This window comes from Mesorhizobium sp. L103C131B0, from assembly GCF_000502275.1.
Lineage (GTDB): Bacteria > Pseudomonadota > Alphaproteobacteria > Rhizobiales > Rhizobiaceae > Mesorhizobium.
The window spans coordinates 1-24,707 of record NZ_AYXC01000020.1 but is presented as its reverse complement, the minus strand read 5'-3'; the positions used below and the strand labels follow the sequence as shown (position 1 = coordinate 24,707).

The window sequence follows — 24,707 nt, the reverse complement described above, 5'->3', positions numbered from 1 at the left end:
AAGACGCTGGCTTTTCATGGCCGCGGCAGCAGATTGCCCAGTTCGGGGTGGTTCACGATGTCATCCGCCGGGATGGCGCGGTTGCCGGACTTGGAGTCTCCCCAGTAGTGCAGCGCGCGGACGTCCGGCGCGGCAAAGCCGACGACGGCGGCCCCCGAATAGCCGCCGACCGTGGAGGCGTCGTGGACGATGTGCGTCTGTTCCGGGGCTACCGGGTCCATCAACTCGCCGAAACTCACGCGCTTACGCTCGTCCGGGCGGCCGAATACCGCCATGATGTCGTCGGGCACGCTCTCCAGATAGCCGGGGTGGCCGACGATATATAGTCGGTCGATGTCGAACACATCGGCGCGTGATACGGCAAGGGGAGACGGGCCGGCGCCATGCACACATTCGACGCGCAGCAGCGCGGCGTCGACAGGATCGGAATCGGAGGCCACAAACGGCACGTCCATTATCCGGTAGAGGATCTGCCTTGCCGCACCGTTGTCGAAGGCGAAGTCGAGCAGCACCTCGTAGTCACCCTTCATGCGGGCCTTGTTCGTGCCAGGGAAACGCCGCGCGATGCGTACGCCACCGTCAGGCGGGAACAGGACGTGGCGGTTGGTCAGTGCCAGATCAGGGCCGATCAGGAATGCCGTTCCCTGGACCCAGGGAGGCCGGTTGGCAATGAGCCGGTCGGTGACCCGCACTGCAGCGGTTGCCGACGTGACCGTCCAAAGGTTCTTGAAGTGCTCATCGGCGAGCAGTTTCCACAGACCGGCCTCCGGGTAGACGCCAATGTCCTCCAACCCCTCCGACAGCACCCTGACCGCAGGGCGGCCGCGCACATGGACCACCGCCTCCAGAGCGATCGCCTCGGCTTGGTTGAGTGATCCGTTGGACGCTACGTCGAGTTTCAGAAGCGCCCGGTTGGCGCTGGCGACGATGGTACGGGCGATCCCTTCCGCCTCCGCGGGGCCGATAGGTCGGCCTTCCTGGACACGCGAGGCCATCAGTCGCCTGGCGATGGCTAGGACGTCGCGGTCAGCGGGACCGCCGCTGGACGCGCCACCCGACTCCGCGCCAGTGCTTTCGAGACTACCCATCGGTTTCGCCACACCGCCTGCCTCAAGCTGGCCCGGGGCGCGCCCAAGGATCTTGTGTACGCGGCTCGCTGTATGCTCAAGCCGCAGCGTGTCGATATCGCTCATGGCCGCCCTCCCGTGGCGGTGGTGCGTGTCAGAGACGGCCCCAATTGTGTCCGCAAGCCCCTGGAGATCCGCGCCGGTGGCATGGCTTCCAGACTGCCCTCGCGGGCACGCGCCATGCGGGCACGGTCGAGCCCCATGCAGGCAAGCTCCAGCAAGCCCTGATTGTCGCTAAACAGCGGGGCCACCGCCTCGAGCTGGCTGAAGGCTCCGGTCTCCGCCAGCAGATCCCGCACCTGATCCGTCGTCGAGCGAGCACCGGCCGCTTCGGGTGCCCCCGCGAAGTCGGGCGCGCGGCGCAGCAGCGCTTCGGCGTTGACGATCCCTGCCCCATACTCGTCCGTGTCGAAGCCGGGTGGTACGTGGGCGCTTCGTTGCACTGTCGCCTTGAACACAGACTGCAACTTCGTTCCGGGCCTGAGGTTCTGAACAAGCTGGTTGCGCCCATGGTGGGCAAGCCAGCACGCGGCGACGCCAGCCAGGTGAGCGACCGCGTACGATGTTCCCTCGCCGCCGCCCACCTTGCCGGCATTGGTCGGATCGCGCGCGTCAGCGCGCAGCACAAGTTCTGCTGGGCCGGAGATATCCACGGCCTGGCCGTGGCTCGAGCCTTTCCAGGGCAGCATCTTCTCATTGATGCCGCCAACCGCCACGACCTCGTCATAGCGCGCCGGCCAGACGACCGTCCCGACGCAGTTGCCGGCTGCTGCGAGGACGATGATGTTGGCGTCCACCGCCTTACGGACCGCGGCTTGCAATGCCGAACCAAAAAGCCCGCCCAGGCTCATGGTGATCACATGCGCGCCCTGCAGCCTGGCATGGTTGATAGCCTGGGCCACGCGGCTCTGGTCGATAACGACGACGGAGGTGATGGCGCGGATCGGTATCAGGGTGGCCTCCGGCGCGCTGCCGCTCATCGCGCCAGCCTCGGGACTGGCAACCACGCTGCCAGTCGAGGTGCCGTGGCCAATGTTGCCAGAGCCCTTCATCGGATCGACGGGCGGTTTGCCGGGCTCGATGAAATTGGCCGAGCGCTTGTCCTTGTCGACTTTCGTGGGCATTTCCGTGTGGGTTGGCACCACACCGGTGTCCGGCTGGAACACGAGGATGCCCTTGCCGCCGCGCGGGCGCCCCTGCGCCTGCGAGAATGCCCAGGCCTGGCGAACATTGGTCTTGTTGATTGCCCAGTCCGGGTCCAGCGGAGCGTCGTCCTTCTCGTCCACCCAACACCAGAAGGCAAAATTCGCGCTCTCGGCGGTGCCGTCCGCCGGCGGCGCCGCGCCGACGGCGAAATAGTTGGTCGACAGGTCCGGCTCCACCGTTTCGCTGCCGAGCAGATGGTTGAGGTGGCGAGCGACGTCGAACAGGTCCGAGCGATCAGTGGCGACCACGCCTGGGATGGTGATGAGACGGAAACGGTCGAGCTGAGGATCGGCATCGAACAGCGGCCCGACCTCGACATCGAGGTTGAGCGCTCGGCTGACCTCAGCGCGAATAGTGCTGTCGGTCATCGGGGTCGACAGGGTGACGACGAGCCGAATATCGTCGGCGGAGGGCTTTTGGCTTTTCTGCACGTCGCCCCAGAAGGCCACAATATCGGCGATGTCGGCGCCGGCCGGCGGAGGCGGCGCGGCCGGACCTTCGCCGGCCGCCAGCCCGGCGGCGACCCCGGCCGACGCCATGATGCCGGCGCCCTCGGCGGTGGTGAACTGGTCCGCATCACGGATCTTGCGGGCGAAATCGACCCCTGCGAGTTGCTCGATTTCGGCGATCGGGCGCATGTACTTGACCCACTTGTCGGGCACCACCAACTCGGTGTCGACGCCCGACAGGTCCTGTTCCAGTGTGAAGCCGTAGCTCTGCAGCCGGCCCTCGGTGCTGGCGACAATCAGCTTCCAGAACTTTCGAGGGATCTTGATCGCGATCTCGCCCTCCGTGTCGACGCCGCGAAAGATCGGATCGTCCCCGGCGAGAACAGGTCCGCCGAAGACCGCCAGGTTCTCGGTTCGCGCGCTCTTCAGCACCAGGTTCTCAAGCGCGCCCCAATTGTCGGCCTCCTCGTCGGGCCGATTGAAACGGGCTGTCTGCGGGGAGCAGTTGGTGACATGAAACGTGTCGCCATTGGCGTTCTGCATCTCGGCGTAGGTGTCGCCCCAGGCGACGTCCTCCCGCCGCACGATATGACCCTTGTCGAAGGCCTTGCGGTCCTTGTTGTAGAACTTGTCCGGCAATTGCTCGGTGTCGAGGATTCGCCCATCGCCGAACCATTTCTCGCTATCGTCCTTGCCCATGCCGCCGAGGCCCTTGCGGCCATAGTCCGCTTGTGGCCGATTGCCCGGCCTCTTCCTGGCGGGATCGGCGCTGACATTTGCCGCCGCGAAAAGGGCCAGCCGTCGCGCCTTGTGCATAACCACTGAGAAGTGATGGTAGGAGATTTCGTGGCTGCCATCCGCCATGCGGACCAGTTCGTTCGGGCGTCGCGGCTTCGGCATGGGGACGGAGACCCCAAGGAATGTCGGATTATAGCCTTTGCGTGTCGAATAGTCGGTCTCGTGCACCGGCTCGACGGCGCGCTCGACGATAACCGTCGCGGTAGCGTTGGATTGTTGCGTGGTCACGGACGCGGCACCGAGTTGCGCCTGGCCGAGGCGGACCGTGATTTCGAGCGGTATGGTGATGCGCGTTTCTTCGCCATTCGCGGCCATTGCACGTCCTCCTGAGCCAGATGATGGGGATGCGTCCGCGGCGATAGGCCCAGTCGTGATGTCGACGGGCTCGGGCCGAGCCGAGCCGGTGGACACTTGGCGCCAGGCGTCGTCCCATGCGGTCGCCCTGCGCGTGACCGGGCATGCGAAGGTCACGCCCGTGTCGATGACGCGCCCGTCGGCGGCCAGGGCGCCCGCGGGAACGCAATAGTTTGCGACGGCGTAACGCCCACCGAAGTGGAGACCGAGCACATCGCCGGTCTCAAGATCGAGCACGCACGACCCCGAATTGCCGCCGAGCGTGGAACTGTCATGGAGGGCAGCGTCGACGACGCGGTTGTAGTAGGTGTCGACGGCTGCGATCTCGCGTATCTTTCCGGGTTGAAGGCGCTTGATGCCGTAGACCCCCGCGAACACATCGTTCTGGATGTCGGCGGGGTTGCGAATGTCGAAGGTCGGATAGCCGATCACGGCGACTTCCTTGCCCGTCATCGCGCCGGGATCGAGGGTTGAGAGACGCAGATGCTGGCGGATCGCGGGTAGACCTTCGACCTCAAGGAGGGCCATGTCCCAATGGGGGTGGATCATAGCAACCCGCAACACCTGCAGATAGGCCGTCGCTGGGAGACCGCGCTCCTTCAGGAAATCGATGCCTGCTTCGAGCCCCTGAATGAAATTCAGACCCGACGTCCCGAGGCCCTCCGCGAATGTCTCCGCGACATGCCGGTTGGTCATGAGCAGTCGGGGTCCGACCACGAAGCCGGTGCCGCCATAAGGCAGCGTGGGGTGATTTGGCAGTTCAATCCGGCCGATGCCGGGGAACTTCGCCTTCAGTCGGTCGCGGAGTTCCGGCTTGTTCAGATGCAGCCAATCGGGGTGTCGTGTGCTGAAGTCGCCGCCCACAATGTCAATGGCGGGTCGCTTCGCCGGCAAGATGACCGCTTCAAGATGGTAGCGTTCACGGGGATCGAGCATTTCGCCACGGTCCAGCTTCTGAAGTGTGGTGCGGGTCAGAGTTTCAGCCGCCCCCGCGCTTTCCGGCCCAGAAGCACCGGGCATCATTTCTTCGATCGTTTTGGACGCCGTCGTCTTCGTGAGGAATTCGCGCAGCTGATTTTGCGATGCAAAGGAAGTCATGACCGATTCGATGCCTCTTGCGTCAATTTCCAGTGCAGAACTATCTGAGTTCAGAATATGGGTGGTTTGCCGACGGTCTGCACTGGCGAAACCCGCTCCGCTGTCGCGAATCTCAAGCCCCGGGCAATGGCGCGACAACGGTCCGCGTTGCCGCAAGCGCCAGCGCGCTTTCGGTGGCCGCGCCGCTCGCATGAAATGGCTTTACAATTCTGATCGGTGTCCCATTGATCTCCGTCAACAGGCCGTTCCACACCATCTGATAAAGGCGCTTGAGATCGAATGTGTCCTGGGAGGTTAGCTTACTGTCGTTGCCGTAATTCATTATGCTGAATTTCTTATGCTCCCCGAAAATCTCGGCAGGCCAGTCGGTTTCGCTGATCAATGCAAAAAAATGTCTCAAGCCAAATATGTGGCCGATCTCATGGATAAGCGTTTCGACCTGTTCTTCCGAAGGCTGTTCGAACATACGCGGATAAAGCGTTAGCTTGTGACGCCCTGCGTCTGGGAAAAACGCACTGGCCAGGACGCACCCATTGTCATCGCAATCGTCCGTCGATCTCATGACGACTTCGAAGTCCCAGGAATCGTCGCGCTTGGCAAATTTGACGGGAGCCGAGTCGCCCCACTTTAAGATGGCTTGGCCGAGCAGTTCTTCTACAGCCGCTTTCGCCGCGGCCTGATTTTCAAACACTGCGAAGGAATTGTCACGGAAACGCCAGCGCAGTGTGGTGCCCTTGGCCCACAGCGGAATAAAGCCCTCGGACGCATCGACCACAATTTCTAGCGGCGTGCGTCCGTGTGGCGTTGTGTGCCCCCTCTTTTCCGTGTCGCAACGCACACCCTCTCTAATAATGTGGGCGTCTTTGACTTGCGCCTTTTTCGTTCTCGTCAGTTTGAACGGATTGGCGTTACCAGCTTGTTTGGACGCCGTAGTCTTCGCGTGTGAACGTGCCATCGACCTATCCTCCAATACGTTCGGTGCATGCGCATTGTTTGCGCTGACGTCAGTTTTACGCATCTTACACATTACGGCAGTTAGAAATTATAATATATGTCATACTTGTTTGTATGATACAACAGTATATTATGATAAAAACAGTATCTATGCGACTCAACACAAGACCTTTGGCAGTTCGATCAAGCTGATCTGTGCTGCCAGAAATAACTTACGTGTGTCGCGGTGACGAGAAACACCTGCCGCTGCAGTTGACCTTCTTGTTTGCCTATCCAGCTTTCACCGAGACGTGTATGTGGGACGAGTCCTCAAAGAAAACCCAGTCGCAACCCGCATCCACCGCCAGGCGAGCTAGCCTGCCGAGCTTTGCACCGTCGACCGGATTGGTCGTGAGGTCGGCGGCCCTGCCTTCGTAATGGAGCGAGGCGTCGGCATGTTCATTGTCCTCATCCCAAGCCTCCGTAACCCGCAGCTTGGCGCCGGGCCATTCCGACGCAACCACATTGGCAAGGGAATCCAGTTTGCTCTTGAGGCGGGGCGTCATCATGCGATCCGCGCCGGTGTTTTCCTCGTCCTTGAATACGATCTTGGCGTTTGTATTCGTGACAAGACCGGCGAATTCGGGATCGGTGCGTGTAATTTTTTTAGTGATCGGGCCGCAGGTCACCAACTCCGATGCGTTGGGGACCTTTTGACCCTGCGATAGGTCGCCAGTGGTAAATGTCGCAGGACCGCCGCCTACCCGTCTATCGGATGAAGGCCTGATGCCGAAATATGCGTACGCCGCTGATACTGCCAGGCCAAGCCAGGTGGAGCCGATATCGGAAAGGGTCGAACTGGCCTTTGGGTAGAGCATGACGCCGACAACGAGTGCGGCCAAGCCAGTTGCGATCCATGCCAGAAGGTAGAGCACAACAACGGTGTTGGTCGCGTAGACGGCGGCTTTGGATTCCGGCGCGAAGGAACCAACGGTGGGCGCATTTCCTGGTTCGGTAACCGTCAGGTGGGCAATGACCAATGCAGAGACCAAGCCGCCTACGGTGGTGACGACATACTTGAAGCCGTCTCCAAATAACGGAGATGCCGGCTCGCATACCGGCATGGACCGACAATTTTCGACGACCAACGAAATCACATAAAACGTCGAAAACGAAAACAGGCATAGAAGAAGTACTGCGATAACACTGCCGAAGAATGCAGTCATCGGAGAGTTCATACCCTTAGCTCCAGGTTACATCGTAAGTGTTTCTGCGATTGGCGGTGAGACGCTGACGACACACCTGCCGCTTTTCATTTGCTGTCAGCTCACGGTACTCGGCGGCTAGGCCCCGCAGCCGCATCTAGTTGATCGCCTCGATCCGAGTTCGTAGTTCTCGCTGCCGCTCAGAGGGGAACGTCAATGCTGGAGAAGCCGCGCTGATCTGAAGGGGGATCCTCCTCCTCGACTTCCGCACAACGGTCTCCATCGTCACTGATAATCTGGATCGCGCGTCCGTCCTGGAGCACCATGGCAACTTCCGGATCAAGACCGGAGAGATTCGGTTGTGTCCCCCAAGCCACCGCTTTGTGCTCGGGCTCCCCATCCCACCAGTAGAGCGCGTAATCGACGGCTGCCGCGTCACTGGCCTTGCCAGCAACGATCAAATAGCGATCCCCAACCCGTTCCAGGCTGCGAATGCCGCGCCCATCCAGGTCGAGCATCGCCGTATCGCCGAATTCAGCCAGACTGTCTTTCGCGGCGAGCACCAGGTCGGCGTTCTTCAGCTTCACAACCGCCGCCTTGCCGTCGACGAGATTGCGAAACCCGAACAGCAAGCCTCCATCGGGTGCGGCGGCGAGACCCTCGATGTTGATGCGACCGTCGGATGATCCTGAAAGCTTCACCAGCTGCGGCTTCAGATCCTCGCGCAAGACCCCCGTCGGTTCGAGCGTCGTGCCGCCGTTGCCCTGCACAATCCGGGTCGCGAAGATCACCTTTCTCTTTTTGTCGCTACCGCCCGAGCTATTGGACTGGGAGGCAGTCCAATAGACCGTGTCGCCTCTCGCAGTGGCGCCCTCGAGATCAGACTTCTCGTACCCGGTGAATGTCGTAAGATCCACGGAAGCAGAGATGGTGGGTGATCCGCGCTCATAAATCCGGATCACATTCGACTCGTCGCTTGCGACGGCGAACCTTGATGGGCCGATAAACGCTCCGCCGGAGGGCTCGCAAATCCCACTGTATCGCTGCAGGTCGGCCGTCGATCCGGCCGCTGCGGCTCCGCAAAAGAAAACGATAGCGATGCCGACGCTCCTGTTCATAGCTGCCTCCTTGCTGCCGTCTGTCGAACCCGCCGGCTAGACAATCCCGATTTCAATCAAAAGCGCGCAGGCATCGCCGTACCATTTTGCCGCCCGGTCGAGATGATCGCCATAAGTGCGCAGACCCCACGGACTATGCGCGCTGCTGTAAAGTCCGCCGGCGTTGAACGCGGCTGCCACGAAGATCGGATCAATGCCGCTCTTGTCGAGCCGGATCCGTATTTCTGCAGCGCCAAGATCAAGATTGGTCGCAAAGTCATACAGCGGATGACTGTCCGGTTTGGGGTGGGGTTTGGCCGGATACACCGGTGCGACCGCAAAAGGATCGTAGTTGAGGCCGAACGCCGTGCCTTTCGAGCGGATGACCCAGCGCGCCGTCGTGCCGAGCGATTGCACGGGGCCCGCCGAATAGTCCCCAAGCGTCGGCGGATTGACGTCATCGTTCTCGACATGCGCCTCCCAGCGAAATGTCTTCGGGCCTGTGAACTTGTCGGTTTTGTAGATGTGCGTCTCGGTCGCCACCGTCATCAAGAGCAGCGCCGGCGGTATGCCGTGTTTGGCGCTCGCGGCAAGCAGCTCCGAGCCCATGTATTGCATGATCTTCCTTATCGTATCGAGACTTTGCTCCGAACGCTGTTGCTCGACGGTGCCGTTCTCGCGGGTGGCAAGGCCACGCGCGTCGTACCGCCATTCCCTTGTTCCGTTGCCGAAAGGATGCCAATCCTTCTCATCCATTGGCGGGACGGCCGTCGGCGCGAAAGCAATCGAGGGCGCGCTGACAGTCTGCATGCGGTCCGATCTTGCAACATTGAGGGCAGTCGTGGCGTGATCGGCATCGAGCCGCACGGCAGATACAGCGAGGTCAAGAAGAAGCTGGCTTGGATTGCGCAGCCGGCTCGGGCGGGGGTTGGCCTTCGGCCAGGAATAGTTTTTGGTCGTGCCGCTCGAATAAGTTTCAAAATGCAGCATGTTCAATCGGCCGACAGTGCCGATCCGCTGCCCGGCGTTCACCCGGTCGCCGACGCTCAGGCCGAGCGATGCGAGCGAGTTGGGCGAGACTTCGCCGTAGTTGACCACATATCCATCGTGCTGCACCAGGAGCGCGTTGGTGTTTTCATAGAAGGGGTAGAAATTTGCGATTCTGCCGTCTTCAACGGCGACGATCGCGTCTCCTTCGGAACAATAGAGATCGATCGCGCAGTGATAGCGGGCGCCGCCGCTTCGATCGGCAAGGAAGCGACGTGAGGCGTTGGCACCCGAAGCGCCTCCGCCGACCAGTCGCGTGTTGACTTCCAAGGCGCGCGGATGGCGCGTCACAACAGGCCAATAGACTGTGCTTGCTGTGGACGCGGCGAACGCAATCGGGTCCCCGGTCGGGATCGGCAGGGCCTGCTCGGCAGCGGTGCCGGCGTCGGCATGCGCTGCAAAGTGATGATCGATGGACCTGAGCGCGTCGTCCATGGCCTCTGGAGCTAGCTTGCTCGCGGCTCCCGCCTTTGCCGCTGCGACAAAGGTGACGTCGGGCATTGCGCGCCTGCGCGATCCCCTGCTGTAGAAGGCGACGCGGTCGAGGAACGTTTGCCAGCCATTTGGCCGCCCGCGCAGGACGCTGGGGCAGTTTTTGCCGGTCCAGTCATGATGCTGGCGCAGGCCCTCGGGCACGGTGATGCCGAGCTGCATGCCCAGAAACACGCAAAGCCGTGCCGCCCGGTCGTATGCGGCTGCTTCATTCATGCTGCGATGCATGCAGATCTCGATGCCAATGCTGGATGCATTGGCGGCAGCATGGGCGTGCCAGCCCATCTCGTTGACCGGGAGATGCTGGTAGATCTCGTTGTCGTCCACCGTGAAGTGCCACGATACCTTGCGCGCGACTGCGTCGCTGCCGCGAATGTATCGATTGTGCGCGTCGGCATCGGCGCCCGGACCGGGGTTGTCGGTGTTGTGAATGGTAATAGTGGTCGGCCGTATCCGTGTGCCAGGCCGCGTCGGGAAACCCGGTGGCAAGAGGTCGACAATGATGCCCAGCGGATCGGCGGATGCCGCGCTGGTTGCCCGGTGCGAGCCGGTATTCGATCTGACCTTTGTTTTCGGTGCCTGGGTATCCAACGCATCCTCCTTCGATGGGCAATTCAATCGTTCGAACGATCTCACCAAATCGGCTTTGCAAAATTGTTCGTTCGAGATGCTCGCAATCCTAGATCAGGAAAAAAATCGCGGGCGTGAAAACACCGTGAAATACATCGATGCGAGCTTAAGGGGTGAATGGAGCCGCTATTGTGCGTGTGTCAGCTCACGCTTACCCAGCAACTCTTGCCGAACGGACTTCGCTCCCTTCAGCAGCAGGATTTTGCTTTTCCCCACGAGGATCAGCAAGGACGCATGAACATTTGCTTCTTCTAATGGATAGCGGGACGCAGAAAATTGCAGTAAGTAAATATGGGGCACAGAATACTTCTGCAGGGCGGACATGCTAAAGCTAAATGCTCTCGGCAGGCTTACCCTCACCGATGAGGGGGGGCGTGATTTCGCGCCACAAGGTGGCAAGGCGCGCGGCGCGATTGCTCTTTTGGCCGTCGCGCCTGGTCACACCCGCACGCGGGCATGGCTGCAGCAGCGCCTGTGGAGCGACCGGGCCGCGGAACAAGCGGCAGGCAGTTTGCGGGCGGCCCTTAGTGAGATACGCCGCGCGTTGGGGCCGCACGGCCAACTGCTGGTGGCCTCGCGCCATGCCGTGACTCTAGACCCAGCGAGCTTCAAGGTCGTGTATGAAGCGTCTGCCGACATGAGGCGGGCAGGCACGGTCGAGGCCTTTGAAGACGTCGACGTGCACGACCATGAATTCGAACATGTTATCCGCGACGTGCGCAGCCATGTCCTCGAGAGATGGATGCAGCAGCGTAGGGCAGCGCCGCGCCGAAGACGCATCGTGCTGGTGCGTAGCGATGCACGAGGAGCGCCAGCGGCCGATGTCGGCGCACGATTGTTGCAGAATCGGATTCTGAGCGCATTGCGGCAGATGGACGATTTGGAGATCATGAGTGCGGACGGGGACGGCGGCGCGGATGATCTCGATGCACCCGCAGGCCAACCGCAGGCGATGCTCTTGATCCGGGTGCTTTCCGTTGCGGTTGGTGGTGACGTTTTCCTGTCCTGCGAAATTCAGAATGGAAGACGGCTGTGGTCCGACAATGCAAGCGTACCTGGCGCCATCGGCGCGATGCACGAGTCGGTCGACTTGGATAGGCTTGCGCTCAACACAGTCGAACGGGTTTGCGAAGCTTTTGCCGAATCGGCATCGATTGATGGAGCGGATGCTTGCGCATCTGTCCTGGCGCACCAGGCGCGGAACCTGTTTTTTCGTCTTGACAAGAAAAGCCTCGTTGCTGCTGACAGCCTGTTCAAGCGCGCCTTTGAGATAGAGCCGCGCGGCCGGTACCTGGTGTGGCGGGGCTTCTTGCGCAATGCCGCATTCTTTCAACATCGAACGATGTCATTCCTGGACAACGTTGCGCCGGTCACCGAGCTCGCTGCGGAGGCGCTCCGCCACTCGCCCGACGATGCCGTTGTCCAGACAATCAGTTCGCAGATTGAATATATTCACCAAGGCAATCTGCGGACCCCGCTCGTGATGGCGCAGCGCGGCGTCGAGCGCGATCCGACGGACCCGTTGGGATGGGCGCTGCTCTCCAACGCCCTGAGCACAAACGGCAAGTTGGAAGAAGGATACCAGACAGCCCGGCGTGCTCTGGAACTTACAAAGCACAGTCCCTATCAGTTCTATTTCGAGCATTTCGCTTGCATGGCCGCAACCGCTCTGGCTGACTACGATCAGGCGCTGCTGCACGCCAGAACGGCGCTTCGCTTCCGCCCGGATTTTGTCTCGACACGGCGTTATGAGGTGGCCTTGCAGCTGCGCCGCGTTGAAGTGCCCCAGCTTCGCCAAGCTGTTAAGGCTCTGCGAGAGCAGGAGCCCGACTTTGCTCCAGCGGCGCTGCTTGATCCGGCCTATCCGGTCAACACGCTGCGGCGGCTGCCGATCATGGCAGCAATAGAAAAGAAGGCTGCGGGCCGGGCCGATGACTGGCTGGAAGCGTAGCTGGCCCATCCGCTAGCGACGCGGTCTGGCGTCCTACCGCCGTTGCGTGAAATCGTCGTGAATTCGTCCCCGACGGCCTGAAGAGCCCCAGCGCCCACTATCCTTTTTTTCCTGAAGCGCATTTACTCGAAGAAAGCTTCAATCGCGTTCAGCTAGGAGGCCTTGTTGCCTGGGTGGACAAACAAACTGCCCGAACGTCGCGATCGCCTCGGGCGTGAAGAAATCGACGCATGTCGCGCACGACAACCCGCGACCAGAAAGGACAGCCTGTGACCGCACCTGAGCGACGCAGATTTGACAGTGCCGAGCGGCAACTGCTTGACGCCGCGTTGGCAGGGCAGGAACTATGGCCCTATACCAGCAGCGGCGATCCAAAGCGGAATTTCTGGAACGAGGCCCGTGAGGCTTTGGAAAACTACTATAGCGACACGAGCGGCGAGCGTCTCCGCGCCGTCCCGGCGGGATCTGGCACCGCCGCCATCCACGTCGCGCTTGGCGGCCTCCAAATTCCCGCCGGAACGGAGGTTATCGTTCCACCAATCACCGACATGGGAACTGTCATGCCGGTGATCTTTCAGAACGCGATTCCCGTGTTCGCCGATCTTGATCCGAATACCGGATTGCTGACGGCCGAAACGATCGCGCGCGTCGCTACCAGTCGCACTTCGGCGGTCATTGTCGTGCACCTGGGGGGCTCGCCTGCAGATATGGATCCGATTCTTGATTTCTGTCGGCAACACAATATCAAAGTGATCGAAGATGCTGCGCAGGCTCAGGGGGCCAGCTATAAAGGACGTCCCGCGGGAACGCGAGGCGATGCTGGCTGCTTCAGCCTCAACTCCCAAAAACACATCACGTGTGGCGAGGGCGGCTTTGTCCTCGTAAGGAGCGAGGATGATTTCCTGCGGTGCCTCAACTTCTCCGACAAGCACCGCAACCGGACCGGCGTCACGGATCCCAATAGCGAGCACTACATATACAACGGGTCAGGTGTGAATTACCGGATGAGCGACCTGGAGTTCGCCATGCTCCTGGCGCAGCTTCCCAAATTGGCTAAAGTAGCGGCTCGCTTTACAGCCGTTGGCCAACGGCTTGATGAGAGGCTGTCAAAGATCCCCGGTGTGCGGCCGCAGCAACACCACGGCAAAGCGATCTCCAGCTATTTCTTTCAAATGTTTCGATTGGAGCCGGATCTTGTAGCGCGCCGGGAAGATGTGCTGAAGGCAATGCGCGCCGCTGCGACTTCGGTCGGCATGGGCGTCGGTAAATCCTACGGCGATGAGACCCTTTATCGGACTGGGGTGTTCAGGAACCGAAACTTTTTCGACACTTTCGGACAACCCAACAACGAAACTCCAATCTGGCCGGCCGAGCTGGTTGCGCGACAAATCTTTCCGGATATCCCCGAGACTGTCTTTGACTATAAGCAGACACACTGCCCGGAAGCTGAAAGGTGGATCGAAAGCTCGTTGCAGATAGTGTTCCACGACGGCCATGAACCACATCACGCCGACATCGTTGCTGATGCAATTGAGACCGTACTGTCTATCTAACACGGATCGCCCAGAAAATGGACAGTGGGACGGGGTATCGTCGAAGGCGAGAGCGATCCCCTGAGGTAGAACACCGTCGCCCGAAGCAACGGTTTGCCAGACCTTATGCCTGACGACACTGAGGGACCTTGCGGTATTAAAATAACGATCACTGCAGGTATAACATAATCTGGCAGACCGGTGACTACACCAATGGGGGACGCGGATGCGTGTCTGTGCAAATGCTATAACGCTGATTTGGATGTTGCTCGGCATCTTTGCTATTGCGCCTCGGCCGGCTCACGCCGCCTGCGACGTTGCGGAGAACGCCTCGCTCGATACGGCGGCGAGTATCCTCTTCAACTGCTCAAGCACTATGGCTCTTGCTGGTCTGCCTGCCGGGGAGAAGGAGTTCGTTGCCAATTTTTCCTTTCCGAAGACCCTCCCAGCCGTGGAGACTCCATGGCGTGGGATCGACTTTCGAGTACAGCCTGAGCGTTACCTTCGCACTCTTCTTGCCTATGGGCTGAAGGATAATGTCTCTATTGACTGGAGGATCGAGAAAGGATCGCAAAGTTGGTGCCACGCGCCGTGGTTTCAGGATATTCGCGAGCGCATTCACGGTATGACCCGCGAGCGAGGATCGCGCCTCTTCGAACTCTCGGAGCATCAACGCTCTCGCGCCGAAAACTGGGCAATTGGGTTCTACAACGGGGTTGGATGCTATGGGCTCGGTCAGGTTTGGGGGGACCCCGCGCGACCGAAGACCAAGGGCATGGTGTTCCCGCCCAACACATTTGCAATCAAGCTGCTCTTCACCACCGCGCCGGTTTCGCGGGTGCCATATCTAACCGGGTCGAAAATATGGAACGCCGCCATCGGCGAAGGCGGCTCCGTGCAGGAAATGCGCCTTTTGCAGGTGGATGTTGCGGTGAAGGATCCAGCGGCTGGCGCCCTGACAGGTTGGGTTTTTGGCACGTTCATGTACGACGCCTATGCACCTGGTGACGATGTCTGGTCAAAGCTCGTTCCCGTGGGACTGATGTGGGGAAACGACCCTGAACTGACTGCCAAGAAGTATCAGGAAGATGGAGGCACCGTGCAGGAGAGCTGGGTCAATCCCACGGTAGCTGCCCGGTTTTTCTCGCTGCCTCGGCACCATCTTGGACTGTTTGGGCGCCTCAATGGACCCGTCGACAACTTCAAGTCTGCATGCCTTGCCTGCCATGCGCGTGCCCTCGATTGGGGTCGGGGAATTCCGCCTGAAGGCCCTGTTTTTGATGAAATGAATGGCCTTTTGCCGTTCACCATCAATCCTTACGATGAACAGGCGCTGAGACATTATTTCAAGAATCGCGCACCCACAGAACCATTCGTCGCCGAGACCCAGTCGCTCGACTATTCACTCCAGCTTGCGGGTGGCATTTTCAATTTTCGCCGTTGGGTGGATCTAAAGTTTTCATCCCAGGCCGCGGAAACGCGCGATGTTGCCCCTTACATTTTTGAAGCAGAAAAGAGCGGCAACGCCGAAGCAGCACTGTCCAGGATACTGCCGCCGACACAAGACAGGTCCCACGTGGGTCCTTCGCCGTTTTCCCGCGACGAACCATGAAGAACGCTTACCGCAACTTGCCGGTGTGAGGTCTCCCACCGCAGGGTGAGCACCTAGAGGAACGACGTTGATGCGTGCAATTGTGACTTTCGCTTGGCTTTGTGCGTGGACGGGCTGTTGTCTTGCACAGTCGACCACAATTGTATCCTGGAACATAGGTCCTGGGTTGGAGGAGTCCATGCTTGGCCGGCAAGCTGACTTCGCGGGCCTGGATGCTGAATTGTCACCCGATGTGGTCGTAATGGTCGTGGTGATCGGGCGAACTGGCGCCGTAATCGTTGCCAATCACTTAGGGCGGTCAAACTATCACGTGGCGGTATCCGACCTATCGGTTCCAAATACAGCAGCCCACGAGGGCCTGGAGGTCGCGGTTATCTCCAAGATTCCGATGATCCGCGTCACAGAGTACGATGTGAAACTCGACGGGCGGACGCATGAGGTCTTTGGAAGCTTCGGCGGACTGCAAGTGGCGGAAGAACTTCTAACTTCGAGCGGTCTTTCGCAGGTCCAGCCAACAGGAGGCAACGACCGCGGTACCCTGCGCGTGGATCTGGCGAACGGCCTTACGATCTTTCCTGTGCATCTGAAGAGCAATATCAACAATGCATGCTCCGACGCGACGGACGCAAACCGGGCATTGGAAAATATGGCCATCGATGTTCCAGCCAAGCTCACCACAGCGATAGCACAAGGCTTTGCCCGTCAAGTAGATGCCGATAAACGCAACGCGGCCGAGCGAGAACGCGTGATCGCCGCGGTGAAGGTCGTCGCCGACAAAGCGACCGCAGAAGGCCGCACAACGATCATCGCCGGCGACTTCAATACGAGTCTTGAACAGGGCAAAGCAGGGTCCGCTTTCGCGGACTGCAATCTCCAGCCGTTTGAATGCAAGAAAGCGCCCTTTCCCGCCGCAGCCTGCGTCGCCGGCGACGGGTTCGACGATACTTTCGCAATCCTGACGACACCCCTCATCGGTGCAAGCGCGTTTGCGTTGCTTACACAGGGGCTGGGTCGCACTTACAAGGACACCGCTTTTGCCGACGCTGCAATCGATCACATGGCTGTGCCGGCTGGCGATCAAGCCGATTTCAAAGCGCCGACGCTTGGTTGCAACGCCGGCGTCGACCTGGCGCAGACCGATTGGGCGGCGAAAGCTTGTCAGTTGCACGGGTCCGATCACTTCGCAGTCGTGACCACCTACGACCCATAAACGGTTTTGGCGGATCCTGAGCAATCACTCATGGAAAAGGCGCGCAGCCACCCGCCAAAACGCAGCGTGTTGCACCTGCTAACTTAAAGGAGACGGAACCGTGACACTTCAAGCTGCAGATTTCTCAGAAGACCGCTGCATGGCATGCCGGCTCAAAATCGAACACGGCGCCGAAAAGTGTCCTCACTGTGGCACATCTCAAAAGAAGAGCTGGTGGGGCAATCTTGGGAACGCGTCAACGGTCTTGGCTATAATCACCGGTTTGGCGTCAATCGCCACATTTCTGGTCGTCGGACTTCCGGCACTAACCAAACAAGTGACGGAAAATCGTGCCATTGTGGCTGCCAGCTTTGTGGGCGGAGGGTCCAGCCCGGGGGAGGCCGGGTATGTTGAAATCTTGTTCGTGAACTACGGGCTCAGGTCGGCGATCGTTTTCAAGCGGTACCCGTGTTATTCCTATACCGAAGATGACAAGCAGGTAGTGGACAGCTCGGGTCAATCATATCCAGAGATATTTATTACGACCGCAGACAATACGACCGTCGACGGCCAATCCACGAAGATCATCCGCTTTGACTCCCAGGGCGGGCTTCCTCTCCCGGAAGGCTCCCAGCAGAATGTCAAAATCACCTATCAGCTCTGCGATTTACAATTCGTCGACATATCCGATGTCCCAAAACCGGGCGCAGAGCCACGCATTCAACGCTTGCAAGTGAAGGTGCCGGTATAATGTCAGTGCTGATTTCGCAGACGTTGCGCAAGAATATGCTGACGAGGAAGGACGTCCCGGTGTTGCCGAGATATTCAGCTGCTGCCCGTCGTTCTGCAGGCGGCTCATTTCTCACCTAAGTGTCAGTGCCTCGACGCGCAAGAGCGCACGGTCTGGAGTGTCGGGTTTGCTCTGAGACGTCGAGAAGGATCAGCGCTAAGATATGCCAAGCATCATCACAAGTGGGTTCGCTTCTTCTCGACGGTCGAGCTGGTCAATGCGCTGGAACAGCAGAAGGCACAGGGACGATCGGGCCAGATCGCCAATAGCCCAGCGAGTGGGCCAGTGTCTTCGGCGATGCCAAGATGACAACCGCGCTACTCGACCGGCTGACCCATCATTGCCACATCCGCGAAACCGGAAACGACAGCTTCCGATTCAAAAACAGCTCTGCCCACGAGCCTAAAAAAGCGAAGGAGAAAGCCAGAACCTTGACCCTCAATCCCGAACCGAAACATACATGAAAGGCGGGTCAAATCTCGGTGGAAACGCCGGGTCAGTTCTCAGTGAAAATCAACACCATAGTCATACGGAGGCAGGCACCGAAGCGCCCCCGACCATCGAAAGATTGGGGCAGCTTGTCGAACGCGCCAAGGCAATTATCACCAAAGCAAATCTGATAAGTGGAAGGACTAGAGATTTTGATGCAGTACACTCAGCAGTCAAGGTCGCCTTCTCATAAGTTCTCCACGACGTGAATGGCAGCTTTGCGCCTCCTCTCGGTCATTGCCGTGTTGACGGGCGCTGCCCAGAAGCGGACATCCATCAAACGTCGCGCGTTGGCTCCTTTGCGCCAAAAGCGGGCGTTGCAGGAGAGAGGGGCGATGTGCCGGCCTGCCACGCTCCGCCTCATGGGGACTCCGCGATGAGGCGAAACGACAGTCGCGTCTGGGCAGGCGCATGCCGGGATCCAGCTCAGGCGTTAACCTCGATGTCGCTCTCAATGGTCGAGTTTTCGACAAACGCTCCGAGAGAGCTATGCATCTGGTTGAAGACGGCGTCATTCTCCTGGCCCGTGCCGATAGTCAGCACGAAGTTGACGCTCATTTCAGGCGTCTCGTCCGGGTTGTCGTAGCCATACAGATACAGGTCGCGCGTGTAGATGCGGGCGTAGACCAGCAGGTTATCGCCATCAAAGCTGACACCATAAAAGCGCTTGTGGTGATGCCGGATGGGGCTCCACTTGTGATCGATTTCGCGCGCCTCTTCCTCGGTAATTTTCTTGGTATCGAGCGAACCGAGCAGATTGTGGTTCTTGCCGCCGCGCTCCACCTGCAGCGCTGTCGCAAGCCTGGCGGAGAAATAGTTCGGCCCGGCGATTTCGCTGACGAGGGGGTGCGGATCCAGAACGGCTGTGAGCTTGCCGTACCCGTTGAGCTTTCCGCCTGTAATGAGGGCGGCGGGGATGGGAAGCTCCCAGTAATAGGCCGCGCCCGTCTTGAGGGATGCCGTCCACTGCAGGGTGACCCCTCCCGGCGGGCTGTTCCACGGCATGGAAACGCCAGGCGACCCAAAGCCAAGCGCGACATCGTATTTGGGATTGTCCGCATTGTGCAGGATCAGCGCCTTCACCAGGTCCGGCGAGGGCTCACGCAGCGCCGCCATCGTGTGGGCGGCAAGGGGTGAAGTAAGGGCCGTCGAGAAGCTGGACCCGGCCGAAACGGAGCCGCCAATCGTACGCACATGCGAATAGTGGACCGTTTCCGGCTTGAGCATGCTGGCGGGCCCCGGACCAGACAGGGACACGGGGCATTTTGCGCCCGGCGTACCATCAGGCCTGTGCAGGCGTCCACCCACGGTCAGCGCCGCCTCGCAATCCGCGGGCGGCTGAATGCGCCCGCTCGGCTGATTCCCCGTCGAGATCACGAGAAGGACGTTGTGCTTGCGCGCAAGGACGGCGAGGTCGTGCCCAAGCGCGCTCACGGAGTTCAGGTCGCAGTCCGTCCGCTGATTGAGCGACAGGTTCCAGACCTTGGTTTCCGGATGCCCGCCCATGACGATGTCAAGATAGGGGACGAGGGAGTCCGGATCGAGAAGGTAGCCCGCGTTCGCACGTGGCACCGCCTGTACGGTGCCGACCCGGCAATACAGCGGTGGCAGCTGCAGGTTGTTGTTCCAGTCATGCCCCTGTACGATCAGGGAGCTGACCATATTGCCATGGGCCGCATCGGCAACTCCAGCCGGCACGAGCGGCTGCGCCTTCCAGGCCTCTGCCGCGCCATACGACGCAGCCGTCAGGCCGCCATCGACGACGCCGACGATCGGCATTGCGGCAAGTGAGGAGGGGAGCGGCCGCGGCGGTTCAGTGCCTTGGCCGGGCGAGGTCGAGGTGATCACCGGCAACGGGTCGAGGCGGAATACTGCCGCAGACCCCAGAATGGAGGCCAGATGGTCCTTGTCGCGCACCGTCACGCCCACCTTTGCGCGATGCCGGGCCCGGTAGTCGCGCAGGGCAAATGCTATACGGTCCGTCAGAGTCGTGACGAGCCTCTGACGCTGATTGGCTTCATCGCCGGGAGCGACGGGGAGGGCGGGCAGTTGCAGAAGCGGCGCCTGCGGCAGGCTTCCCAGAACCTGCTCATTGCGCAGACGGGCTATCTCCTGCAGGACAACCTCGACGCTGTCATTGCTCCGATATGGCATGAACCACAGGGTAAAAGCCCTGCCTTCGGGCGTCTCCGGCGCCAAGTCCCACAGCTGGTCAACGCTATAGCCGTGCGAGACGTCATTCACATCATACGCCCGGACATCCTCAACGCGAGAGATGTCGACCATGTCGCGGTCATCGTCCGCCGCCATCATGAGGTTAGAGTAGAACGCGAGCCGCTTCGTCTCGATCTCTATGAGATACCCCGACCGATAAGGTGCAATGATCGAAGCACCGCGATTAGCGTGGAAAATGTCGGTCGGGGTCCAAGTCGTGGCCCGCGAGTCGCTGAACATCGACGCATAGATCATCGTCCGCCCCGCCGCAGACGGCAAAGCTTCTCTACGACGGCTCAAGTTAGCGAACGCATCGCCGAGCGCGTTTCGCTGATCGTCCAGCCGCTCGAAGCGGATTCCCGTGCGGCTCTTCGACCGGCCAGTTATGCCTTCCGGGCGCGGGTCCTTGGTGAACCGCAGGACCGGATTGAGGATCGGGCGCCGTGGTTGCTCGTCAGCCATCTACCTCCCCGTCCTCTCCCTTCAGGTATCTGTGTGCCATCTGACGGCTCACACCGACCATTCTCGCGATTTCCGTTACTGGAAGTTTCGCACGGTCATGGAGCGTCAGGGCAAGCTGCTTCTTATCATCGGTTGTGAGTTTCCGTGTATCAGCAAGAGAAGGGCTTCCACGCCTTGATGAAAGCAGCGCCACGAGAAGATTTGGCAGGTTTATTTCTGCCTTATCCAGAACCGCTCGGCGACGTGCGCTTAAGGAAATATTCTGGATATCTGCTCCGGTCAGGCCGTCCGATACGATCGCCAGTGTTTCCGCGTCAGCTATGCCTTCTGGCGAATCAAGTCGTAGAAACGCCTTCCACATCTCCGCGCGCGTGGCGGTTGATGGTAGGCCTAATTCAAGCTTGTACGGAAACCGGCGGAAGATCGCAGGATCGAGAAGGTGAGGATGATTGGTCGCGCCAATGACAATGACGTCGTTTGTCAGCGTATCCAGGCCCTGAATGACGGCATTGACCACGCGCTTGAGCTCGCCCAGCTCATGCCTGTCGTCGCGCAGCTTCGCGATCGCATCCATCTCATCGAGGAACAGAACGGCGTTCCGGACCGGAATGAAATCAAATATCCCGCGCACGTTTTTCGCGGTCTCGCCTAGCCGTGACGAAATCACCGCATCCAGCCTCGCCACGTACAAGGGACGGCCAAGCTGCGCCGCGATATGGGAGGCGAGCAAGGACTTGCCGGTCCCAGGCTCGCCGAAAATCAGCAGCCGGATGGGCGCGTCCACCCCAGCCTGTTCCAGCTGGTCGTGATTCTGAGCGTCTTCAATGAACTGCCCTACGACATGCCCGGCCGCCTCATCAAGGATCACAGGCGTCGTCGGCGCCACGCCCTCCTCAAGGAGCGGAAGTCGCGTTCCGGCGTCGACCGGAAGAGTCTCGACATAGCCAGACGTTTGAAGCGGAACGCCTTTTTTTCGGACAACGGCCTGCACTGCGCGTGCGCCGTCGACGTCTTTCGTGTCGAGCAGCTGCTTGGAGAGCCCGTTCGCAGTCCTGCGGACCTGGGTGTAGTCCGCCGACATCGCGGCCTGGAGGAGGGTGATGAGTGTTTTTGTGCTGATTTCCATGCTCAAAGTGTCATCCTTTTCAGCCACTTAGTCAACACTTTTTTCTCATGTGTAAACGTATCTTGCCAAAACGTAAACTCATATGCTAAGGATTGATCAAGGGTCGGAGATCGACCTCCGGCGCGGCATCGCCCGCCGAACACAAAGACCTAGGAACGCGAAGATGACTGACACCGAAGATGAACGCCGCGAGATCGCGGAACTGAAGCATGACGCGGCTGAGCTGGAGCGCGACATCGAGGAGCTTGAAGAGCTTATCGACCTCGAAGAGCAGGCCAAGGCGGGCCAGAAGCCCAAGAAGGCAAAGAAGTACCGTCTGCGGATCGACAAGGAGAAGAAGGTCGTCGAGGTACACCAGATGACCGGGACGCAGATCCTGGCCCTGGTGAACAAGGCGCCCGACAAGTACCTGCTGTCGATGAAGGTGCACGGCGCCGGCTTCCAGCCGGTGGCTCCCGATCAGGTGGTGGTTTTCCACGTCGACCACGTGGAGCGCTTCCAGACTCTCGCCCTCGATCCCTCGGAAGGTTGATATGCGCAAGGCATTTCAGCTTTCGGAAGAAGACGAGGAGTGCCTCGCGCAGGGCGGCCGTGTCTGGGAAGCCATCCGGGAAGGTGATGCCAAGTGGCTGATCCTTCCCGGTCACCAGATCCCGGACGGCTACAACGTGAGCACGGCCACGGCCGCGCTCCGCATTCCGCCGAACTACCCGGATGAGCAGATCGATATGGTCTATTTTGACCCGCCGATCTCCCTCAAAAGCGACCGCATGATCGCCAACCTGTCCCCGCTGGCGCTCGACGGCAGGCAGTACCAGCAATGGTCACGCCATCGCACGGCGGAAAACCCGTGGCGGCCGGGCATCGACAATGTCTGCACGCACCTGCTGCAGGTGGACACATGGCTTCAGCGAGAGCTTGCGAAATGAGGGCGATCAAGCTGCGCATGACCGGGTGCCAGCAGCAGGCCCTCAAGGCGCACCTTCTGCCCGGCGACGGCCTTGAGGCCGTCGCTGTGGCCCTTTGCGGGCGCAGGCGCGGCGATGCGGTGCACGCGGTGAGTGTCCTCGAGATCCTCCCCATCCCCTACGACGAATGCAGCGTACGGCGGCCTGATCGGGTGACCTGGTCGACCCGGCGGATGATCCCCTTGCTTGAGCGTGCGGCCAAATACGATCTCGCAGTCCTGAAGATTCACAGCCACCCCGGCGGCTATCGGGCTTTTTCGTCCGTAGACGACGAGTCCGACGCTGACATTTTCAATTCGGTCTATGGCTGGACCGACAGCGCCTTTCCGCATGTAAGTGCGGTGATGCTGCCCGACGGCGAAATGTTTGGGCGGGCTATTCTCCCCGATGGCAGCATGCAGCCGCTCGACGCTATCTCGGTCGTCGGCGACGACATCAAGATTTTCACCCCGGTGACCTCGGCTGCGACGCCCGGCTTCGCGCGGCGGCACGCCCAGATGTTCGGGGCCGGCACCGTGAGCCGTCTCAGGTTGATGTCGGCCGCCGTCGTCGGCTGCTCGGGAACCGGCAGCCCGCTGATCGAGCAGCTCGCACGCCTCGGGTTTGGTCGACTCGTGCTGATCGATCCCGACGTCGTTGAGGAGAAGAACCTCAATCGCATCCTCAACAGCACGCGCGAAGACAGCTACCTTGAGCGCCCGAAGGTCGAAGTGATGGCGCGATCGATTGCCGCCATGGGCTTCGGCACCGAGCTGAAGATCATCCGCGCCGACCTCAGCACGCCAGCCGGCATCGAGGCCGTCGCCCAATGCGATGTCCTGTTCGGCTGCATGGACGGCGTCGAAGGCCGTGCGATCCTGAACCGCATCGCTGCCTTCTACACCATTCCGTACTTCGACCTTGGCGTGAAGCTCGAAGCTGACGGGAAGGGCGGCGTCGATGAAGCCGTTGGGGCTATCCACTATCTGCGTCCCGATGGCGACACCTTGATGGACCGCCGCGTCTTTACCCAGAAGCAGCTGATGGCCGAGGGCCTGAGGCGGACCGATCCCGCCGCCTATCGCGACCAAGTCGCCCGCGGCTACATTCGCGGCGTCTCGGAGGATCGTCCCGCCGTGATCAGCATCAACATGCAGGTTGCGAGCATCGCTGTGAACGAGTTTCTGGCGCGCCTCCATCCGTACCGGCTAGACGACAACGCCTCGACCGCCATTGTCCGCGTCAACTTCGTTGGCTCCGAAGTGATCCGCAGCGCGGAAGGCGAACCGTCAGGCATGTTCTCAAAATGGGTTGGGCGGGGCGACGCAACGCCGCAGCTGAACATGCCGGCGTTGAGCGAGGAGGAGTCGTGAACCCCATCCTGACCTTGCTGCTCGCCGCTTGGGCCTGGTTCGTTTCAGCGCCCTCGCGGCTGTTTCACCGCCTGTTCCGCCGGCAGGTTATCTGGCTCTTTGAGCACGTGGAGGATTTCCCCGACGAGCCCGCCCCCGGCCGCGTGTACCTTGCCGGCGATGCCGGCGAGTTCTGGGGCGCCGCGATGACGTGCCCATGTGGTTGCGGCGAGACGATCGGACTCAATCTTCTGCCCCAGGTCCGGCCACGGTGGTCCGTGCCGTCCGCAGCGAGCGGCCCGGCAACGCTCATGCCTTCGGTCTGGCGGCGCAGCGGCTGCAAAAGTCATTTCATCGTCCGGAAGGGGCAGATCGTCTGGTGTTGAAGGCGGGCCCATCTGTCCACCGCACCCACTGTCCGTAAGTTACATTATCACTCTGTCTGCATCAGCCGGACAGGGTTGTGTGCGTCAAGTTCTGCAAAATGGGGCGGCCATGATGCTGGTCATGCGGCTTGGCGCAGAGCGAGCTTCTTGTGCTCGCGCAGGTCGTCCATATTGATGTATCGGTTGGCCTCCATCCAGTTTTCATTGGTCTCGACGGCCAA

18 protein-coding genes and 1 pseudogene are annotated in these 24,707 nt (G+C 60.4%); 10 read left to right on the top strand and 9 right to left on the bottom strand.

Annotated features, from left to right (window positions below):
* Nucleotides 1-14: 14 nt before the first annotated feature.
* From X730_RS140245 to X730_RS1000000168295, 7 genes are all read right to left on the bottom strand, one after another.
* On the bottom strand, nt 15-1,193 hold the full coding sequence (locus tag X730_RS140245; RefSeq protein ID WP_023827291.1) for a serine protease: 1,179 nt from the start codon (nt 1,191-1,193) through the stop codon (nt 15-17).
* Nucleotides 1,190-5,032, bottom strand: coding sequence for a DNA/RNA non-specific endonuclease (locus tag X730_RS1000000165490; RefSeq protein WP_023827290.1), 3,843 nt, complete (start codon nt 5,030-5,032; stop codon nt 1,190-1,192). Before X730_RS1000000165490 ends, X730_RS140245 begins: the two co-directional genes overlap by 4 nt.
* Nucleotides 5,033-5,144: 112 nt before the next feature.
* Nucleotides 5,145-5,987, bottom strand: coding sequence for a matrixin family metalloprotease (locus X730_RS0134555; protein WP_031214812.1), 843 nt, complete (start codon nt 5,985-5,987; stop codon nt 5,145-5,147).
* Between the two features lie 268 nt (nt 5,988-6,255).
* Nucleotides 6,256-7,191, bottom strand: a complete 936-nt coding sequence (locus X730_RS140250) for a hypothetical protein (protein ID WP_196814844.1) — start codon at nt 7,189-7,191, stop codon at nt 6,256-6,258.
* Nucleotides 7,192-7,370: 179 nt separating this feature from the next.
* Nucleotides 7,371-8,288 carry a DUF3616 domain-containing protein gene (locus X730_RS140255; protein ID WP_023827287.1) on the bottom strand — a complete coding sequence of 306 codons (918 nt, stop codon included), beginning with the start codon at nt 8,286-8,288 and terminating at the stop codon, nt 7,371-7,373.
* A 36-nt stretch (nt 8,289-8,324) separates the two neighbouring features.
* Nucleotides 8,325-10,397, bottom strand: a complete 2,073-nt coding sequence (locus tag X730_RS1000000168300; protein WP_023827286.1) for an N-acetylmuramoyl-L-alanine amidase — start codon at nt 10,395-10,397, stop codon at nt 8,325-8,327.
* Nucleotides 10,398-10,562: 165 nt separating this feature from the next.
* A complete protein-coding gene (locus X730_RS1000000168295) occupies nt 10,563-10,760 on the bottom strand; it encodes a hypothetical protein (RefSeq protein WP_155924196.1) in 198 nt (65 codons plus the stop codon).
* Here X730_RS1000000168295 and X730_RS140260 point away from each other — a divergent pair.
* The 6 genes and pseudogenes from X730_RS140260 to X730_RS1000000166680 form a co-directional block, all read left to right on the top strand.
* Nucleotides 10,759-12,387: a hypothetical protein gene (locus X730_RS140260; protein WP_155922517.1), complete on the top strand. Its 1,629-nt coding sequence runs from the start codon at nt 10,759-10,761 to the stop codon at nt 12,385-12,387. The two genes, X730_RS1000000168295 and X730_RS140260, sit on opposite strands and share 2 nt — an antisense overlap.
* A gap of 230 nt (nt 12,388-12,617) precedes the next feature.
* Nucleotides 12,618-13,940, top strand: coding sequence for a DegT/DnrJ/EryC1/StrS family aminotransferase (locus X730_RS1000000165480; RefSeq protein WP_023827285.1), 1,323 nt, complete (start codon nt 12,618-12,620; stop codon nt 13,938-13,940).
* A gap of 241 nt (nt 13,941-14,181) precedes the next feature.
* Nucleotides 14,182-15,531: a hypothetical protein gene (locus X730_RS140265; RefSeq protein ID WP_023827284.1), complete on the top strand. Its 1,350-nt coding sequence runs from the start codon at nt 14,182-14,184 to the stop codon at nt 15,529-15,531.
* 178 nt (nt 15,532-15,709) lie between these two features.
* Nucleotides 15,710-16,741 (top strand): hypothetical protein, encoded by a 1,032-nt coding sequence (locus tag X730_RS140270; protein ID WP_155922516.1) that lies wholly within the window; start codon nt 15,710-15,712, stop codon nt 16,739-16,741.
* 100 nt (nt 16,742-16,841) lie between these two features.
* The gene (locus X730_RS140275) at nt 16,842-17,471 is read left to right on the top strand and encodes a hypothetical protein (protein WP_155922515.1); all 630 of its coding nucleotides are present in this window, start codon (nt 16,842-16,844) and stop codon (nt 17,469-17,471) included.
* Nucleotides 17,472-17,666: 195 nt separating this feature from the next.
* Nucleotides 17,667-17,974: pseudogene (locus X730_RS1000000166680) on the top strand (ATP-binding protein); the annotation flags it as partial.
* A 451-nt stretch (nt 17,975-18,425) separates the two neighbouring features.
* Here X730_RS1000000166680 and X730_RS140280 read toward each other — a convergent pair.
* On the bottom strand, nt 18,426-20,675 hold the full coding sequence (locus X730_RS140280) for a S8 family peptidase (RefSeq protein WP_031197299.1): 2,250 nt from the start codon (nt 20,673-20,675) through the stop codon (nt 18,426-18,428).
* The gene (locus X730_RS140285; RefSeq protein ID WP_023818715.1) at nt 20,668-21,801 is read right to left on the bottom strand and encodes an AAA family ATPase; all 1,134 of its coding nucleotides are present in this window, start codon (nt 21,799-21,801) and stop codon (nt 20,668-20,670) included. Before X730_RS140285 ends, X730_RS140280 begins: the two co-directional genes overlap by 8 nt.
* 163 nt (nt 21,802-21,964) lie before the next feature.
* Here X730_RS140285 and X730_RS05040 point away from each other — a divergent pair, with 163 nt between their 5' ends.
* Genes X730_RS05040 through X730_RS140295 form a run of 4 tightly spaced genes read left to right on the top strand, consistent with a single transcriptional unit; the run spans nt 21,965 to nt 24,486 of the window.
* Nucleotides 21,965-22,333 carry a multiubiquitin domain-containing protein gene (locus X730_RS05040; RefSeq protein ID WP_023818714.1) on the top strand — a complete coding sequence of 123 codons (369 nt, stop codon included), beginning with the start codon at nt 21,965-21,967 and terminating at the stop codon, nt 22,331-22,333.
* A 1-nt stretch (nt 22,334) separates the two neighbouring features.
* A complete protein-coding gene (locus X730_RS05045) occupies nt 22,335-22,730 on the top strand; it encodes an E2/UBC family protein (protein WP_023818713.1) in 396 nt (131 codons plus the stop codon).
* On the top strand, nt 22,727-24,121 hold the full coding sequence (locus X730_RS140290) for a ThiF family adenylyltransferase (RefSeq protein WP_023827281.1): 1,395 nt from the start codon (nt 22,727-22,729) through the stop codon (nt 24,119-24,121). The genes X730_RS05045 and X730_RS140290 overlap by 4 nt, the downstream gene beginning before the upstream one ends.
* Nucleotides 24,118-24,486, top strand: a complete 369-nt coding sequence (locus X730_RS140295) for a DUF6527 family protein (RefSeq protein ID WP_023827280.1) — start codon at nt 24,118-24,120, stop codon at nt 24,484-24,486. The genes X730_RS140290 and X730_RS140295 overlap by 4 nt, the downstream gene beginning before the upstream one ends.
* Nucleotides 24,487-24,707: the final 221 nt, after the last annotated feature.